The following is a 16,953-nucleotide window of genomic DNA, read 5'->3' on the forward strand; positions in this document are numbered from 1 at the left end:
CGGACCCTAGAGCCTGATCGTCCGGGGCGGAAGCGCCTCGCCCTTCCCGCCCCGACGCAAGGATCAGTTGCCGATCATCGCCATCAGCCGCGCTGGATAGCGTTCGCCCTCCACGTCGATCTCCGCGAGCAACTGGCGGATCTCTTCAAGGTCGCGCGTCGTCAGTTCCACGTCGACCGCGCCGAGATTCTCCTCCAGCCGGTGCAATTTGGTCGTCCCCGGGATCGGCACGATCCACGGCCTTTGCGCCAGCAGCCAGGCGAGTGCGATCTGCGCGGGCGTTGCCCCCTTGTCCTGCGCGATCCGCCTGAGCAGATCGATCAGCGCCTGGTTCTTCTCCATCGCCTCGGGCGTGAAGCGCGGGAGCAGCTTGCGGAAGTCATTCTCGGCCAGCTTGCTGTCCTTGCCCATCGCCCCTGTCAGGAAGCCCTTGCCGAGCGGGCTATAGGGAACCAGCCCGATGCCGAGTTCCTCGCAGGCATCGAATATGCCGTTCGTCTCCGGCCCGCGCGTCCACAGCGAATATTCATTCTGGAGCGCCGTGACAGGCTGCACCGCATGGGCCCGGCGCACGGTGGCGGCGCTGGGCTCCGAAAGGCCGAAATGCCGCACCTTGCCCTCGGCGATCAGATCCCGGACGGTGCCCGCCACATCCTCGATCGGCACTTTGGTGTCGACGCGATGCTGGTAGAACAGATCGATCACCTCAATCCCCAGACGCCGGAGCGATGCGTCGCACACCTTGCGTATCTGGTCCGGGCGACTGTTCAGGCCGGACTGGGCGCCATCGACGATATCGAAGCCGAACTTGGTGGCGATCACCACCTGATCGCGCACCGGGCGCAGCGCCTCGCCCACCATCTCCTCGTTCGTATAGGGGCCATAGACTTCGGCCGTATCGAAGAAGGTAACGCCCCGATCCACGGCGGCGCGGATCAGGGATACGCCTTCTTCCCGGCCCACTGCATGGCCATAGCCGAAGTTGAGCCCCATGCAGCCATAGCCGAGCGCCGAAACCACCAGGCCCTGGCTGCCGAGAATGCGCTTTTCCATGATCGTATCCTGTCCATCGAGGGGGTTCATCCCTCCTGATGGCGACAAGATGGTCGCTCCTCGATCGTGCGATTAGGCGATACAAACAGCATGTCTTCATGTTCCTGGATCATGAATGGCACCCCGGCATCCGCGCCGATCCAGATCATGCGCGGCGGCGTCGCCAAACGGGCGACCAGCATCGCCCCCCTAAAAAATATCGTTAACGCCGTGCATCCCAAGGGCGGCTGCACCCGTATTTGGGAATGGTTATGGTCTGGACTTTTCAGTCCAAAACAGCAACCGTCTGGAAATACGGCAACCGGGGGATTCGCCGGAAATCCCTGTGGGGAACCGGTTTTGTGGGGGTGTGGCGTAGGCATGAACCGTTATGCTCGGCTCGCATCCGCCCTGTTGGGCGGGGTCGCCTTCTGCCAGATGGCGGTGGCGCAGCGCGTCTCCCCGCCGCCTTCGGCGCTGGCGAACGGAGGATTGCCGACGCGTGAGGAGGTCACGCGGCCCGGCGCGGCGCCCGCCCCCGAACCCGCGAGCAAGCTGAAAGTGGAAGGCGATATCGAGCGCGCGCCCTGCCCGCTGGACGATGCCGCCTACAAGGACATACGCGTCACGATCACGGGCGCGACCTTCCACAATCTCGGCCCCGTCTCCCCGGAGGATCTGGCCCCCGTCTTTAAACGCTATCTCGGCGCGGACCGGACGGTCGGCACGATCTGCGAGATACGCGACGCGGCCGCCACCTACCTTCGGCAAAAGGGCTATCTCGCCGCGGTCCAGGTGCCGACCCAGAAGATCGAGAATGGCAATGTCGTTTTCGAGGTTCTGTATGCGCGCCTCAGCGCCATCCGGGTGCGCGGAGATGCGGGGCGCAACGAGCAATTGATCGCCAGCTATCTCAACAAGCTGACCGCCGATCCCGTCTTCAACCGCTTCTCGGCCGAGCGATATCTGCTGCTCGCCCGCGACATGCCCGGCTACGACGTCCGCCTCGTGCTGCGCCCCACGGGCGAGAAGCCGGGCGAGCTGCTGGGCGACGTGATCGTCACGCGCACCCCTTTCGAGGCGGATCTCAACGTCCAGAATTTCGCCTCGCGCGATACGGGCCGGTTCGGCGGGCAACTGACCGGGCGGCTCTACGGCCTCACCGGGCTGGGCGACCGCACGACGATCGGTTTCTATTCCTCGTCCGATTTCAAGGAACAGCAGATCCTGCAGCTGGGCCATGATTTCCGGGTGGGGCCGGAGGGGCTGACCTTCGCGGGCCGCTTCACCTATGCCTGGACGCGGCCCGACGTCGGCCTGTCCGGCGAACTCAAGGCGCGCACACTGTTTGCCACCGGCGAGGCTTCCTATCCCTTCATCCGCAGCCAGGCGGCGAACCTGCGCGGCTCGATCGGCTTTGACTATGTCGATCAGGACGTGCGCTTCGGCGGCACCTCGCTGACGCGCGATCATGTTCGCGTCGCCTATCTGCGCCTCGATGGAGACATGACCGATCATCGCGAGCGCGCGCCGGCCCGGTGGCGCACCGCCTATTCGCTGGAATTGCGACAGGGCCTGCATCTGTTCGATGCAACGGACGGCACGTTGGTGCCCGGAGTGATCGGCCCCAGTCGTTCTGACGGCGATGCGGGTGCCACGCTCGTCCGAGCATCCGGCTATGCCGAACTCGCTCTCACGCCGGCCGTCACCGCATCGATCGCGCCGCGCGCGCAATATGCGTTCGATCCGCTGCTGAGCTTCGAGGAATATTCAGCCGGCACCTACACGATCGGACGAGGCTATGATCCCGGCACGATCATCGGCGACAGCGGTGCCGGTTTCTCGGCCGAGCTGCGCATCAACCGGATCGTCCCCTTCACCAGCACCAATCTGGTGATGCAGCCGTTCGTGTTCGTGGATTCCGCCTGGGTCTGGAACAAGAACCGCACTGGCGATCCGCAATCGCTCACCTCGGTCGGCGGCGGCGTGCGCACCAGCTTTGCGAACAAGATGCGGCTGGATCTCACGGTGGCGGTGCCCACCAAGCGCGCCGGCTTCCAGACTTCACGCGGCGACACGCGCATCCTGATGTCGCTCACCACCCGGCTCTTTCCGTGGAAGGACCGCTGATGTCCGCCAGGCATATCCCCGCCCCGTCGCTCCGCGCCCTTCCCCTCACGGTATCGGCGCTCGCGCTGGCGGTGGCGCTCGCCCAGCCGGCCCGCGCCCAGCAGGCCAACCCCAATTCCTACAATGCCGCGGCCCCCACCGTATCGCCGGGCGGCAGCGTCACCTCCGATTTCAACACGGCCAACACCGATATCTATACGATCAGCACGCCCACGGCGGTGCTGAACTTCACCCCCAGCGACACCGGCCAGGGCGGCGGCGCGAACAATCCGATCAATTTCCAGAATGCCGGTACGCAGGTCATCTACCAGAGCACGCCCGGCGGCCCGAACTTCACCGTGCTCAATCGCATCGTACCCTCCGATCCGGGCCGGCCGATCGCGTTCAACGGCACGGTCACGAGCCAGCTCGTCAGCGCCGCCAACGTCACCTCGCGGGGGGGCTCCGTCTGGTTCTACAGCCCCGGCGGCATCATCCTGGGCGATGGATCGGTGTTCGATGTCGGCAGCCTGCTGCTGTCGACCGCCGATCCCACCGGCGGCACGGGCACGATCGGCAACACGACCACCTTTTCGCTGAACAGTTCGGCCAGCCCGAACGGCATCATCAACGTGCTTTCGCAGGCCACGATCAACGCCACCAACACGAACAGCTATGTCGCGATCGTGGCACCGAACGTGCTTCAGCGCGGCACGATCAACGTGAATGGCGCGGCTGCCTTCGTCGCGGCGGAAACGGCCCTGCTCTCCTTCGATCAGGGATTGTTCCAGATCACGGTCGGCGTGGGCGGCGGCACCGCCGCCGATCCCTTTCCGCTCCAGTTGCGCGGCACTGTGCGGCTCGATCGAAGCAGCGGGGCCGCGACCGACAATCGCGGCATTTATGCCGTCGCCGTGCCCAAGAATACGGCGATCTCGATGATCGTCGCACCGGATGGCTATTATGGCTTCGATGTCGCGCAGGGGGCGACATTCCAGAATGGCGGCGTCTATCTGGTAGCCGGCGGCAATCTTTCGGTGGATCCGCTCGCCCTGACGCCGGGCAAGATCAACGCCCTGCCCACGATCGGCGGCGCGAGCATCAGCATCGAGGGCAGCGCGATCACGCCGGCGCCGGCCAGCGGTGGCCGCTTCAATGCCCCGGTTTCGGCCCGCGCAAGCGACACGATCGATGTCGCCAATTTCTCCAGCCTGTCGGGCCAGACGAGCCCCATCGCTTTCCTCAGCGACCTGGCGATCTTCGGCGGGACCAGTTCCACGCTGAGCGTGGCCAACGGCACGATCAACATCGGCGGCAACCTCGATATCCAGTCGTTTGGGTTGAACGGGAACCTCGGCACATCGCTGCTCTCCGCGACGGCCGGCGGGACGGTGACCATCACCGGTTCCACCCAGGTGCGCGCCGCCGTGCCGAACGGGATAAACTACACGCAGGGGCTCTACGACTTCAGTACGGGCGGCACCGCGCGGGTGGATATCAACGGCGGCACGGTGCAGACGGGGCGCCTGTCCGTTGGCGCTGATGGCCGCGGCGAAAACGGCCAGGTAACGCAGGGCGGAGCGGCGACGGTCACCGTCAACAACGGAACGCTCCGCGCCGATACGAGCATCGATCTCTATGCGGCTGCGCTTTCCGCAAACCGCACCGCCACGGGCGGAACGGCAACTCTGGATGTCGCCAACGGCACCGTCCAGACCGGCACCAGTCTGACGGTCGGCGCCGGAGGATTTGGCGGCCCCGCGTCGGATGGCGCCGGCGGCACGGCCCAGATGATCGTGCATTCGGGCGGCGGGATAACGGCAGGCGGCCTGGTCCAGATCTCCGCCGACGCGCAGGGCGGCGCGGCGACCGGCGTCGGATCGGGCGGCACCGCCACCGGCGGCACTGCCATCCTGACGATGGACCAGACCAGCGGGCCGATAACAAGCCTTGCCACGACGGGCGACCTCGACATTCAGGCCACCGCGCAGGGCGGCCAGGGCGGATCAGGCGCCAATTCGGCCGGCGGCGCGGCGACCGGCGGCAACGTGACGGTGACGATCGGATCGGGCGCGCAACTGACGGCCAATACGGGCTTCTTCAGCACGTTCGGCTATGGCGGCACCTCGGCCGGCGGAGGAACGGGCGGCACCGGAACCGGCGGCATCATCACCGCCGACAGCGCCGGCATTCTCGATTTCGCGCTGCTCTCGCTGAGTTCCGATGCGATGGGTGGCGACAAGACGGGCGGCACCGGCAATGCGGGCGATGCGCTCAGCGGCCGCGCGGTGCTGCGCGTGCGCGGCGGATCGCTGACGGCGACGCGCGCGACCGGAAACGCATCGCTGACGCCCGGCGTCGTCGTCGGGATCCAGGCAATCGGCGGATCGGTGACGGGCGGCACAGGATCGGGCGGCACGGGCGTCGCCGGCGGGGGCGTCCCCGGGCTCGGCAGCGCGATCATCAGCGTCTTCAACGATGCCACGGTGACGGCAACACGGCTCGGCGCCTTCGCCAATGGCACGGGCGGCGCTGGGCTCGGCGCAGGCGCAATGGGCGGCCTGGGCCGCGCGGCGAACGCATCGATCCTGACGCAAAGCGACGGCGCGATGCAGATCGGCTCGATCACCGCGCGATCGGACGGCACCGGCGGCGCATCGCCAGGTGGCACGGGCGGCGATGGCTCGGCCAGTTTCGCGGAATATAATTCCGCACCCGCATCGGGCGCCACGTCCGCGACCATGATCAGCGGCACCGTGGATCTGTCCGCCAACGGCACAGGCGGCAATGGTCTTACAGGTGGCGCGGCGACGGCAAGCCTCGTCTCGTTCCGCGAATCCAGTTCCACCCAGGAAACACGGATCGCGGGCGCGGTAAGCCTCTCCTCGCTCGCAACCGGCGGCAGCGGCACCGGCGGCAATGGCGGCAGTGCCCAGGGCAGCACGATCAACGTGCAGGCCGATCGATCGATCGCGATCGGCGGTACCCTGACCGCGACAGCCAACGCGATCGGGGGATCCGCCAGCGGCGCTTCGTTCAACGGCGGCCAGGCGACGGGCGGCAGCGTGAACCTGATCGCCGCAGGTGGCGATCTGGCCGTGACGGGCGACACCGCCCTCAGCGCCGATGCCCGCAGCGGCAGCAGCGCCTCCGGCAGGGCGGGTGATGCCACCGGCGGCAACCTGAGCCTCAACGCGAACGGCGGCCGGCTCACACTGGCCGGAACCGGCACGTTGAGCGCCACCGCGTTCGGCGGGGTCAGCAGCGGCGATGGCGGCAACGCCACGGGCGGCAATGCGCGCATCATAACCGAGCCGGACACGGATACAGGCGCCGAGGACGGCACCATCTCCACGGGCCTCCTGTCCGTCAACATAAACGCCAATGCCAGCCAATTGCAGAATCAGGGCAGGATCGGCGGCGCGGCGACCGGCGGCAACTTCACCCTGCTGGCGGATACCGGCGCGATCACGATCGGCGATCTGAGCGTGTCTGCCGGCGCGGGCGGCTATGGCGGCAGCGATCCCACGACCACCACGATGCGGGGCGGCACGGCGCTGTTCGAGGCCCGGAGCGCCGATATCACGCTGGCCTCCGCCACGATCTCGGCCGTCGGCCAGGCGGCGACCACATTCAATTCCAATCCGCCCGCCGGCCCCGGCGACAGTATCGGCGGATCGGTCACCCTGCGCGCGGCGGCGGGGCGCACATTCACCGTCACGAACATCTTCTTGGCGGCGGTGGATGCCGTATCAGGCCGGTCCAGCCTCGACACACAGGCCGGAGCCGGCATCGCAGGGCAGATCATGGTCGTCGCGACCGGATCCATCGTCGGCGGCGGGCTGGATCTGCGCGCGAGCGGATTCGGTGGAAACACGTTCGGCACCAGCACCGGCGCCGGTGGCGAAGGCCGGGGCGGATCGATCGACATATCGGTGACTGGCCTGCTCGACATGTCGCAGGGCATAGGCGCCACGGCGGACGGCAGGGCGGGTAACCCGATCATCGGGGTGGGCGGAAACGGCATTGGTGGCCTGGCCCGTCTCCGCGCGTTCGAGGGCGGCGTGGTTCGCACCGGCGGCATCAGCCTGACGGCGAACGGAACCGGCACGAGCGGCACGAGCGGCGGCGCCGGAATCGGCGGCCGAACGGTCGGCACGCAACTGGGCGGCGCCTATCTGATCGCCGATGACGGCACGATCACCGGATCCGGCGGCTTCATCGTCACGGCGAATGGCTATGGCGGCGGCGCCGGCGGCATTGGTGGCGTGGGCGGTGCCGGCACGGGCGGCCAGGCGTGGATCATCGGCATGAACGGCACCGTGGATTTTTCATCCGGCAGCAGCCTCAGCCAGCTTCAGGCGATCGGCAGCGGTGGAGGCGCCTTCTTCGCCACCCCCAGCGGAAGCGCCGGCGGCACCGGCACCGGCGGCCAGCTGCTGGTCGGCCAATCCAGCACCGGCGCGAACCAGGATGCGATATCCGTGAGCACGGGGCGCATCCTGCTGGGTGACACCTATCTCGATGCCACCGGGCAGGGCGGCAGCGGCGGTCAGGGCGTGGCCGGGGGAACGGGCGGCGCCGGCGGCACGGGCATCGGCGGCACCGCCGAGGTTTCGGCGGACACGACATTCGGCGTGATCGCGGCCAATGCGGGATCCACCCTGTCTATCGCCGTGGGCGGCACCGGCGGACAGGGCGGCGTGGGTGGCGACCCCGATGGAAGTGGCGTGACCGGTGCTGGGGGGATCGGCGGCACGGGAACCGGCGGCACGGCTTTCGTGGGTACGCGGGAGATAGCATCCAGCAGCAACGCCGCGGGGGGATCGGCCACGTTCGCCGATGTCGCCCTCGACGCGGAAGGGATCGGCGGCACCGGAGGGGATGGTGCAACCGTGGTGGGCGCTGGCGGCGCGGGGCGTGGGGGCACGCTGACCTTCGCATCCGCCGGCGCCCCCGTCACGGCGGGCAACATCGCCTTCCTGGTCGGTGGCACGGGGGGTGACGGCGGACAGGATGCGGCGGGCGGCACCGGCACGGGCGGCGAAGGCCGGGGCGGCACGACGGCCGTCTCGGTGGCATCGCGCACCGACGGCTCGTCGCGCGGATCGCTGATGCAGACGGGCACGATCGCGGCCGACACCACCGGCGCCTCGAATGGTGGCGCCTCGATCGCCGGCACCAGCAGCCTGGACGTGATATCGGGCGATGCGAATATCGGCCTCTATTTCGTCACCAGTGCCGGCACGACACCTTCATTGGCAGGCCCCTCGCGCATCAACGTCCGCGATGGGCTGCTGACGGCGGCCGGGCTCAACATAGAGGCGGTCGGGGATCTTTCGCTCACGACCGGCGCGGGCGGCCGGATGAACATCGGCACGGCCATCCTGCAGGCGACGCGCAGCATCACCTTCGGTGACGGGACGACATCCTCGAACGTGCCCGGCGCGATCACCGTCTCTGGCGATCTCAGCGTGATCGTCGGCGCGGATTATACGCTGGGCACCGGCTCGGCCGTGGGAGGAAATTATCTCGTCTCGGCCGGCGGCGCGATCAGCACGCAGGGAATACAGGCCGGCGGCAGCATCCTGTTCGCGGCGAATGGCGACGTGACGATCGGCGATGCGAGCAGCGGCAACGGAATCGTGGCGCTGGCCTCACGCACCGGCAGCGTCACCGCCGGCACGCTCGCGGGGCAGAATGTCGTGCTGCTCGCCGCCCGGAACGCTGCGGCGGGCGGGATCACCACCGCCGCCACCGGGACCGCGCTGATCTCGAACATCGGCCTCGTCTCGACGGCGCCCGCTTCGGGCATGCTGGGCGCCACCGGCACCTTCGATCCCGGCTTCGATTATGCGACGCTCGCCGGATATACGCCCCAGCGCCTGGCGGGGACCGCGACGATCACGGGCGCGACCCGCGCGGGCAATTTCCTGGTGGCGGCGGAAAGTGGCTTCTCTGCCGGATCGCTCGATATCGGCAGCCGCCTCCTGATCGACAGCGGCACAACGATCGCGCTTGGCAACGTCACGATCCCCGCCGCCCTGTCCTTGCAGGCGGATGGAGCGATCACGACCGGGACGATCGCGTCGCAAGGCGCCGTCAGCCTGCTCAGCCGGACGGCGCAGATCGCGACCGGCGCGATCCAGGCGGGCGGGAATGTCGCACTGCTGGCGCGTACCGGGATCGGCACGGCGGGCATCACGGCGTCGACGACGAGCGGCACCTATGTGCTGCTGGCCGATGCGGCCAATGCCGGCGCGATCGACATTGCCGGCACCGTCACGGCGCTCAACGGACCGATCAGCGCGAGCGGCCCGATCACGGCCGATATCGTGCGGGCCGCCTCGTCAGGAACCGCAAGCTTCGCGGCCATAACCGGCGCCTCGACGGTAAGGCTGCAGGCGGCCGACCTGAGTTTCGCCGGTGCCATCCTCGGCAACGACATCGCGCTGGCGAGCGGGAATGTGCGGATCGGGGCGAACGGATCGATCGGCAATGCAAACACCCGCACGATCGCTTTCACGATCACGGGCGGCGGCCCCGCCTTCCTCGGCGGCACCACGGATGGCGCCGGCTATACGCTGGACAATAGCGAAATTTCGCGCATCCGCGCGGGCACGATTTCGCTGATCGCCGGCAGCGACGGCGCGGGCGGCCCAGCCCTCACCGTGCGCGACGCGAGCTTCACCGGATCGGCCAACGCCAATGGCGGATCGCTGACGGGCGCAAGCGGATCGCTGACGCTTTCGGCCACGGGCACGATCAGCGTGGTGGGCAATCTGGCGCTGACCGACGCCGGCAGCGGGCAGAGCCTTCTGCTCAATGCCGGCCTCGTCCGGCTGACCACCGATGCGGGATCGATCGGCGTTCTTTCTGGCGGGGCGCCGGGCGGAAGGCTGGCCATTTCTGCGCGGCGGATCGAGGCGGCCAGCGCGCAGCTGCTCGGCGCCAATGCGGGCTTTACCGGCACGCTTTCCAGCACCACGACAGCCGCGATTGGTGCTGCGGCCACCCAGCCGCGCGCCGAAGGCTATATCCAGGCCGGGCGGATCGAGCTTTCCGCCAATGACGACATCATCATCCAGAATAGCGGCACGGCCGCGCTCGCGGCCGGCTTCACCGCCGGTGCCGGCGGCCTGGCGATCACCAATCTGGGCGGCGCGGGCTCCGGCGGCTTCAACGTTCTGATCTACGGCCGCATCCAGGGGGCGAGCGGCTTCCTCACCAATGCCGATACGCTGGGCGCGGTGAACTTCGCCTCGGCAGAGAACAACTCGCTGGCGGGCTATTCGGCGCAATCCGTCGTCAATGGCTGCCCGATCCTCGGCACCGGCTGCATGATGAGCGCGCCCGAAACACCACCGATCGCCGCAATCGTGCGTGACGTGATCGACGGCAATCTCATCGCCTTCTCGCGCGAAACGGTATTTCTGCCCGTTTTCGATCAGCCGGCGGCGATCGATCTCACGATCCTGCAGGCGCCGGCCATCATCACCGATCCGGTCGCCAGCGCGGGCAATGCGATCATGTGGGAGAGCGCGGGTGCGCCCCGCGCTGGTCCCCCCGCCGGCCCGGCGACCGGCAAGAAGCAGAATGACGAGGAGCGCCAGCCAAGCGGCGCCCGGCAGGAGCAGCGGCCATGATCCGGCGGATCGCAATCCTCGTGGCCGCGATCGCGGCCATCGCCCAGCCGGGCGAAGCGGCGCCGGCGCGCAACGGCGGCATCGCGGTGCAGGACAGTTTCCGCATCGGCAGCGCCGGCGTGCTATGCACAGCGCAGGCCAAACCGCTGGATCCATTGCTGAAAGGCATGTTCGATCGCGGCTATGGCATCGTCTGCCGGGATGCGGCGGCGGAGGTTGGCGGCCTCTATGCCCTGCGCGATGCTGGGCCGGATCCCGTGCCCGCCATCCTGACCACGCGCCATGCGGGGCTCGCCTGCCAGCCCGCCGCCGATGCGGCCATCGAAGGGCTTGCGGGTGCCAGGACGATCGCGTGCGAGATCCCCGCGAACAAGCTCGCCTATCGCGCCTATTCGGTGCGGCGCGGGCGGACCGTGTTCATCGCGGAAGGGCTTGCCGGCTATGATGGCGCGCTGCGCCTCGCACTGCGAACGATCGTCGCCAATCGCCTCATCCCCGGCACCGTCGAAGTCGCGACGACCGAATCCGGCAATCCCGCCGCCTTCGCCCGCGTGCAGGCCGGCACGCTGGATCCGGAAATCGCGCTGAGCCAGGCCTATCTGCGCAACAATGCCGGCAGCTTCGCCGAGGCGGCCGAATTCTTCGAAACGCTGGTGGAGCGTGAGGGCAGCGGCGACGATGCCGTGCGCAAGGCCGAATATCTCGTGAACCAGGGCCTCCAGCAATCGAATCTCGGCAATTATGCCGCGGCCGATTCCTTCTTCGCGCAGGCAGCGGCGCTCGGCGCGCGCCCGGATCCCGTCGCCAGCCGGCTGGTGCGCAATTATCGCGCGATGCACGCGCTGAACCAGTCCCGGCCCGAGGAAGCGATCGCCGCGCTCGACGTGCCCGTGCCGCCGATCGATCGGTACGACGGGGATTCCTCCATCGCGGGCGGCGTGATCAGCCCCACGCTGGCGGAACAGATCAATCGTCAGAATGCGGCGCTGGATCGTCTGGCCAGGCTGGACGGCAAGCTCAGGCCATCGGAACGCGCCACGATTCTCGACGGGCAGGCGCAGCAGTTGCGCGGCGTGGCCTATCGGCTGCTCACCCGCTATCCGGAGGCGATCCAGTCGATCGGACAAGCCAACCGCACCTTGCTTTCGGTGCGCGAAGGTCGCGTCGCTTCCACCGCCTTCCTCCGCTCCGAGGGGTTGGCCGAACTCGCGCTGATCAGCGAGGCGAAGCAGGATTATGGCACCGCCGAGGGCCAGCTCACCGAATCCGCGAAGATCCTGGAGATCGACTATCCCCAATCCTCCGCCGAGCTTGTCGCAAGGGCGCGCCTCGCCGCCTTTCTCGCACGGCGCGGAGATGCCGCGCGCGCCCTGCCCCTCTACGGATCGATCGTTTCGGAAAGCCTGAAGCTGCCCGGCTCGGCGGTGGCGATGCAGACGTTGCTCGTCCCCTATTTCGCCCTGCTCGCGCCGCGCGCGAACAGCGATGCGCAGGCGGCCGAGGCGCTTTTCGCAGCCAATCAGGTGATGGTGCGCCCCGGCGTCGCCCAGACGCAGGCGGTGCTGGCGCGCGAGCTTTCGGGCGGGGGCGACGAGGCGGCCGCGATGTTCCGCGAATCCGTGGCGCTCTCGCGCGATGTCGCGCGGGCCACGAGCGATGTCACCAGTGCCGTGAACCGCCAGGCCACGGGCCAGGCAACGGACGCGGACGTGGCCACCGCGCGCGCTGCCCTTGCCGTGCTGGAACGCGACCAGACGGCGCTGCAATCCCGCCTCTCCGCCTTCCCGCGCTATCGCGTGCTCGCCCCTCAGGCGATCACGGTGGCCGAACTGCGCCAGACGCTGCTGCCGAACGACGCCTATTACCAGCTCCGCATCGTGGAGCAGGACGTCTATGCGATGATCGTGACGAAGACTGCGGTGCGCGCGGCGAAGCTGCCGATGACGACCGCCCTGTTCGATGCCGCTGTGGCCAAGCTGCGCGCCAGCGTCGTCACGATCGAGAATGGCCGCACCGTCACCTATCCGTTCGACGTCACGCTGGCACGGGGTCTGTACAAGGCGCTGTTCGATCCGTTTGCGGCGGAAATGACGGGCGTGACCGGCCTGATCTTCGAACCCGACGGCGCGATGCTGCAACTGCCGCCTAACCTGCTCGTCACCGAGCAGAAGGGCGTGGACGATTATGAGCGGCGGGCGGCCAGGCCCGATAGCGATCCGTTCGATTATCGGGGCATTGCGTGGCTGGGCAAAGGGATCGACATCACCACCGCCGTCTCGCCACGCTCCTTCGCGGATGTGCGGAATGCCGCCCCGGCCAAGGCGACGAGAACCTATCTCGGATTCGGCCAGAATGCGCCGCCCTCCGCCCAGCAAAGCTATGCGCGGCTGGCGGGCACCCAGCCCGGCGCCGATTGCCTGTGGCCGCTTTCGGCCTGGACCCACCCCATCTCCGCCGCCGAACTGCGCATCGCCGATCGTGCGATCGGCGCCGGCCGGGGCGAAGTCGTCACCGGGGCGGCCTTCACCGATACCGGGCTGGAGGCACGCACCGATCTGGCCGATTATCGCGTGATCCATTTCGCCACGCACGGGCTGGTGACGGCGCCCAATGCGCGCTGTCCGGCGCGGCCGGCCCTGCTGACCTCCTTCGGTGGAGAAGGATCGGACGGCCTGCTGAGCTTCCGCGAGATATTCGATCTGCGGCTCGATGCCGATCTGATCGTGCTTTCCGCCTGCGACACGGCCGGCGCCGCGACAGAGGAAGCCACGCGCGATGCCGGCGTTGCCACCGGCGGCAATTTCGCCCTCGACGGCCTCGTCCGCGCATTCGTGGGGGCGGGCGCGCGCTCCGTCGTCGCCAGCCACTGGCCGATCCCCGACGATTACGGCGCCACCACGAACCTCATCACCGCGCTGTTCACGGCGAGGCCCGGCACCTCGATCGCAGCGGCGATCCGCGCGGGGCAGAACAGGCTGATGGCATCGGCCGAGACATCGCACCCCTTCTACTGGGCGGCCTTCGCCATCGTGGGTGATGGGGAAAAGCCGCTGACCCCGGCCCCCTCCCCCACGCGCCCGTGACGTCTTACGCGATCGGCCTGCCCCGCGCGGGAAATTCATCAACGAGGAAATCGAGCATTGCGCGCACCCTTGCCGGCATCCGCACGCCGGCGAAGCGATGCGAGACGGAGAGCGACAGGGGCTCGATCGGCACGTCCGGCAGCACGACCCTGAGCGCGCCGGCCACTATATCGCGGCGCACCTGGATGGTGGGCATCAGGCCGATGCCGAGCCCGCCCGCCACCGCACGATAGACAGCCTCGCTGCTGTTGGCGCGGAACGGGCCGTCGACGCGCAACTGCTCCCCGCCGACACCCCACCGGCTGCGGCTCGGCCCATAGCCATAGGCGATGCAGTCATGCGCATGGAGATCGGCGACGCAGGCGGGCGTGCCGCGAACGGCGAGGTAGGCCGGCGCCGCGACGAGGATGCGTTCCATCACTCCCAGCGGCCGGACATGATCCGCCTCCGGCGCCGGCTCCCCCACGCGCAGCGCGAGATCCAGCCCGGCGGCGGCAATATCTTCCTGCCAGTCCGCCACCGCGAATTCCACGCGCAGATCGGGATGCCGCGCGCGCAACGAGGTCAGCCGATCGGCATAGTGGAAGCCGAGCGCGGTGGTCACGCCCACCCGCACGACACCGCGCACCATCACTTCGCCGCCGAGATCCGCCTCCGCATGATCGATCTCCTCGATCACGGTGCGGGCATGTTCCAGCAGCCTTTCCCCTTCGCGGGTGAGCGCCAGCCGCCGCGTCGAACGATGGAGCAGGCGTGTGCCGAAATGCGCCTCCAGTTGATCGATGCGCCGCGCTATCGTCGTATGGCTGGCATGGCTTTCCACCGCGACGGTCGAGAAATTGAGCCGTTCACCCACGCGCACGAAACTGCGCAGATTGAGAAGCAGATCGCTCACTTGCACACTTTACGCACAACTGATCCCCACACAATCTCTATTGTCTGATTAATCGCACTGATGAATCGGGTGTCGCAGCCGGCCCGAGAGACCGACCCCAAGGAGACGAGCATGTCTGACCGTATCGCTCACCCCGGCCTGCGCAGCCGGATCACCTCCGCCGAAGAGGCCGCGAGCCTGATCCAGAATGGCATGACGGTGGGCATGAGCGGCTTCACCGGCGCGGGCTATCCAAAGGCCGTGCCCACCGCGCTCGCCGCCCGGATCCAGGCCGAACATGCCGAGGGCCGGCCGATGCGCGTGAAGATCTGGACGGGTGCCTCCACCGGCCCCGAGCTGGACGGCGCGCTCGCCAGCGCGGACGGCATCGAACTGCGCCTGCCCTACAATAGCGATCCCATCGCCCGCGAACGCATCAACCGCGGCGAGATGGATTATCTGGACATGCACCTGAGCCAGGTCGCGCCGATGGCGTGGCAGGGCTTCCTCGGCAAGCTCGACATCGCCGTGATCGAGGTGACCGCCATCCTGCCCGACGGGTCGCTCGTCCCCTCCTCGTCCGTGGGCAACAACAAGACCTGGCTGGATCGCGCCGACGCGGTGATCCTCGAGGTGAACAGCTGGCAGAATCCCGCGCTCGAAGGGATGCACGACATCTATTACGGTACGGCGCTGCCGCCGCATCGCGTGCCGATCCCCCTCATCCGCCCCGACGACCGGATCGGCCAGCCGACATTGCTGTGTGATCCGGACAAGATCGTCGCCATCGTCGAGACGGATTCGCCGGATCGCAACGCCCCGTTCACGCCGCCCGATGCGAGCGCCCAGGCCATTGCGGGGCATCTGCTGGAATTTCTCGGACATGAAGTGAAGATGCGCCGCCTTCCAGCGAAGCTGTTGCCGCTCCAGTCGGGCGTCGGCAATATCGCGAATGCCGTGCTCACCGGCCTGATCGACGGGCCGTTCCACGATCTGACCGCCTATACCGAAGTGATCCAGGACGGCATGCTGGATCTTCTCGACAGCGGCCGCCTGCGCATGGCCTCCGCCACCGCCTTCTCGCTCAGCCCCGATGCGGCGCACCGCCTGAATGCGGATATGGCGCGCTATCGCGATCGGCTGATCCTGCGCCCCCAGGAAATCAGCAACCATCCCGAACTGATCCGGCGCCTGGGCTGCATCGCCATGAACGGGCTGATCGAGGCGGACATTTACGGCAACGTCAATTCCACCTGCGTGATGGGATCGCGCATCCAGAACGGGATCGGCGGATCGGGCGATTTTGCGCGCAACGCCTACGTCTCCATCTTCATGACACCTTCCACCGCGAAGGGCGGGAAGATTTCCGCGATCGTGCCGCAGGCGTCCCACGTCGATCACATCATGCAGGACGTTGCCGTTCTGGTGACCGAACAGGGCCTGGCTGATCTGCGCGGGCTGAGCCCCCGCCATCGCGCCCGTCTCGTCATCGATCGCTGTGCCCATCCCGATTATCGAGATGCGCTGGACGATTATTACGATCGCGCGCTGAAGGGCTCGTTCGGCAAGCACGCGCCATCGCTCCCCGGCGAGTCCCTGTCGTGGCACCAGCGGTTCATCGAAACCGGATCGATGCGCCCATAGCCCCGCAGGAACCGCGCGACGGAGCGCGCATTCCGAAATCGGATCGCTTGCCCGCGTGGAAATTCGGGATCGGGGCCGGCGCTCCGCAGCGCCTTTGGCGTCCGCAGAGCGCACATTGACCGCAATGCATCCTCTCGGCGGCCGGAGCGCTCTGATACATCGTCCCGCGGCCAAAAAAAAGGCCGACCACGATGGGCCGGCCTGAAGTCTAGGAGAGGATGCCTGAAAGGCACGTTCCTGTTAGCAGCAATGCCGACGGTGGCCAATTCGTTTTTTGCATCGCAACAACAGATTTTCACAATCGCATAGGTCGAAAGTATCAGCCGGGGCGATGGCAGGCCATGCCCTACGCCGCAGCGCAGCAATGATCGGCGGTGCGCCGAGGCACGCTTATCATGGCAAATCCGGGAGCCGGCGGAAGCGATCGTGAGGACCGATCCGTGTTTCGCATCGCCGCCCCATGGCCCTGACATCCCCCCGCAGAATCGCGAATCGCGCGCCCGAATCGATCCGGATCGAACGGATGCGAATGCGGCCGGCAAAGGCGTTCATGGCAGCCAGCCCG

Annotated in this window: 7 protein-coding genes; 4 read left to right on the forward strand and 3 right to left on the reverse strand. The window is 67.8% G+C overall.

What is annotated here, in order from left to right; genetic code table 11:
• Positions 1-63 precede the first annotated feature (63 nt).
• Positions 64-1,053: an aldo/keto reductase gene (locus DI605_RS13180; protein WP_293974577.1), complete on the reverse strand. Its 990-nt coding sequence runs from the start codon at positions 1,051-1,053 to the stop codon at positions 64-66.
• A gap of 26 nt (positions 1,054-1,079) precedes the next feature.
• The gene (locus DI605_RS13185; protein ID WP_293974580.1) at positions 1,080-1,235 is read right to left on the reverse strand and encodes a hypothetical protein; all 156 of its coding nucleotides are present in this window, start codon (positions 1,233-1,235) and stop codon (positions 1,080-1,082) included.
• 178 nt (positions 1,236-1,413) lie between these two features.
• On the opposite strand from DI605_RS13185, the gene DI605_RS13190 reads away from it, so the two are divergent.
• Genes DI605_RS13190 through DI605_RS13200 form a run of 3 tightly spaced genes read left to right on the forward strand, consistent with a single transcriptional unit; the run spans position 1,414 to position 13,870 of the window.
• Positions 1,414-3,162: a ShlB/FhaC/HecB family hemolysin secretion/activation protein gene (locus DI605_RS13190; protein WP_293974583.1), complete on the forward strand. Its 1,749-nt coding sequence runs from the start codon at positions 1,414-1,416 to the stop codon at positions 3,160-3,162.
• Entirely contained in the window at positions 3,162-10,787 is a 7,626-nt protein-coding gene (locus DI605_RS13195; RefSeq protein WP_293974586.1) for a hypothetical protein, read from the forward strand. The genes DI605_RS13190 and DI605_RS13195 overlap by 1 nt, the downstream gene beginning before the upstream one ends.
• A complete protein-coding gene (locus DI605_RS13200) occupies positions 10,784-13,870 on the forward strand; it encodes a CHAT domain-containing protein (protein ID WP_293974589.1) in 3,087 nt (1,028 codons plus the stop codon). The genes DI605_RS13195 and DI605_RS13200 overlap by 4 nt, the downstream gene beginning before the upstream one ends.
• A 4-nt stretch (positions 13,871-13,874) precedes the next feature.
• Here the strand turns inward: DI605_RS13200 and DI605_RS13205 are convergent, their stop codons facing one another.
• Positions 13,875-14,765, reverse strand: coding sequence for a LysR family transcriptional regulator (locus tag DI605_RS13205; protein ID WP_293974592.1), 891 nt, complete (start codon positions 14,763-14,765; stop codon positions 13,875-13,877).
• Between the two features lie 111 nt (positions 14,766-14,876).
• Here DI605_RS13205 and DI605_RS13210 point away from each other — a divergent pair, with 111 nt between their 5' ends.
• A complete protein-coding gene (locus DI605_RS13210; RefSeq protein ID WP_293974595.1) occupies positions 14,877-16,388 on the forward strand; it encodes an acetyl-CoA hydrolase/transferase family protein in 1,512 nt (503 codons plus the stop codon).
• Positions 16,389-16,953 lie beyond the last annotated feature (565 nt).

This window comes from Sphingomonas sp. (assembly GCF_003248515.1).
Classification (GTDB): domain Bacteria; phylum Pseudomonadota; class Alphaproteobacteria; order Sphingomonadales; family Sphingomonadaceae; genus Sphingomonas_I.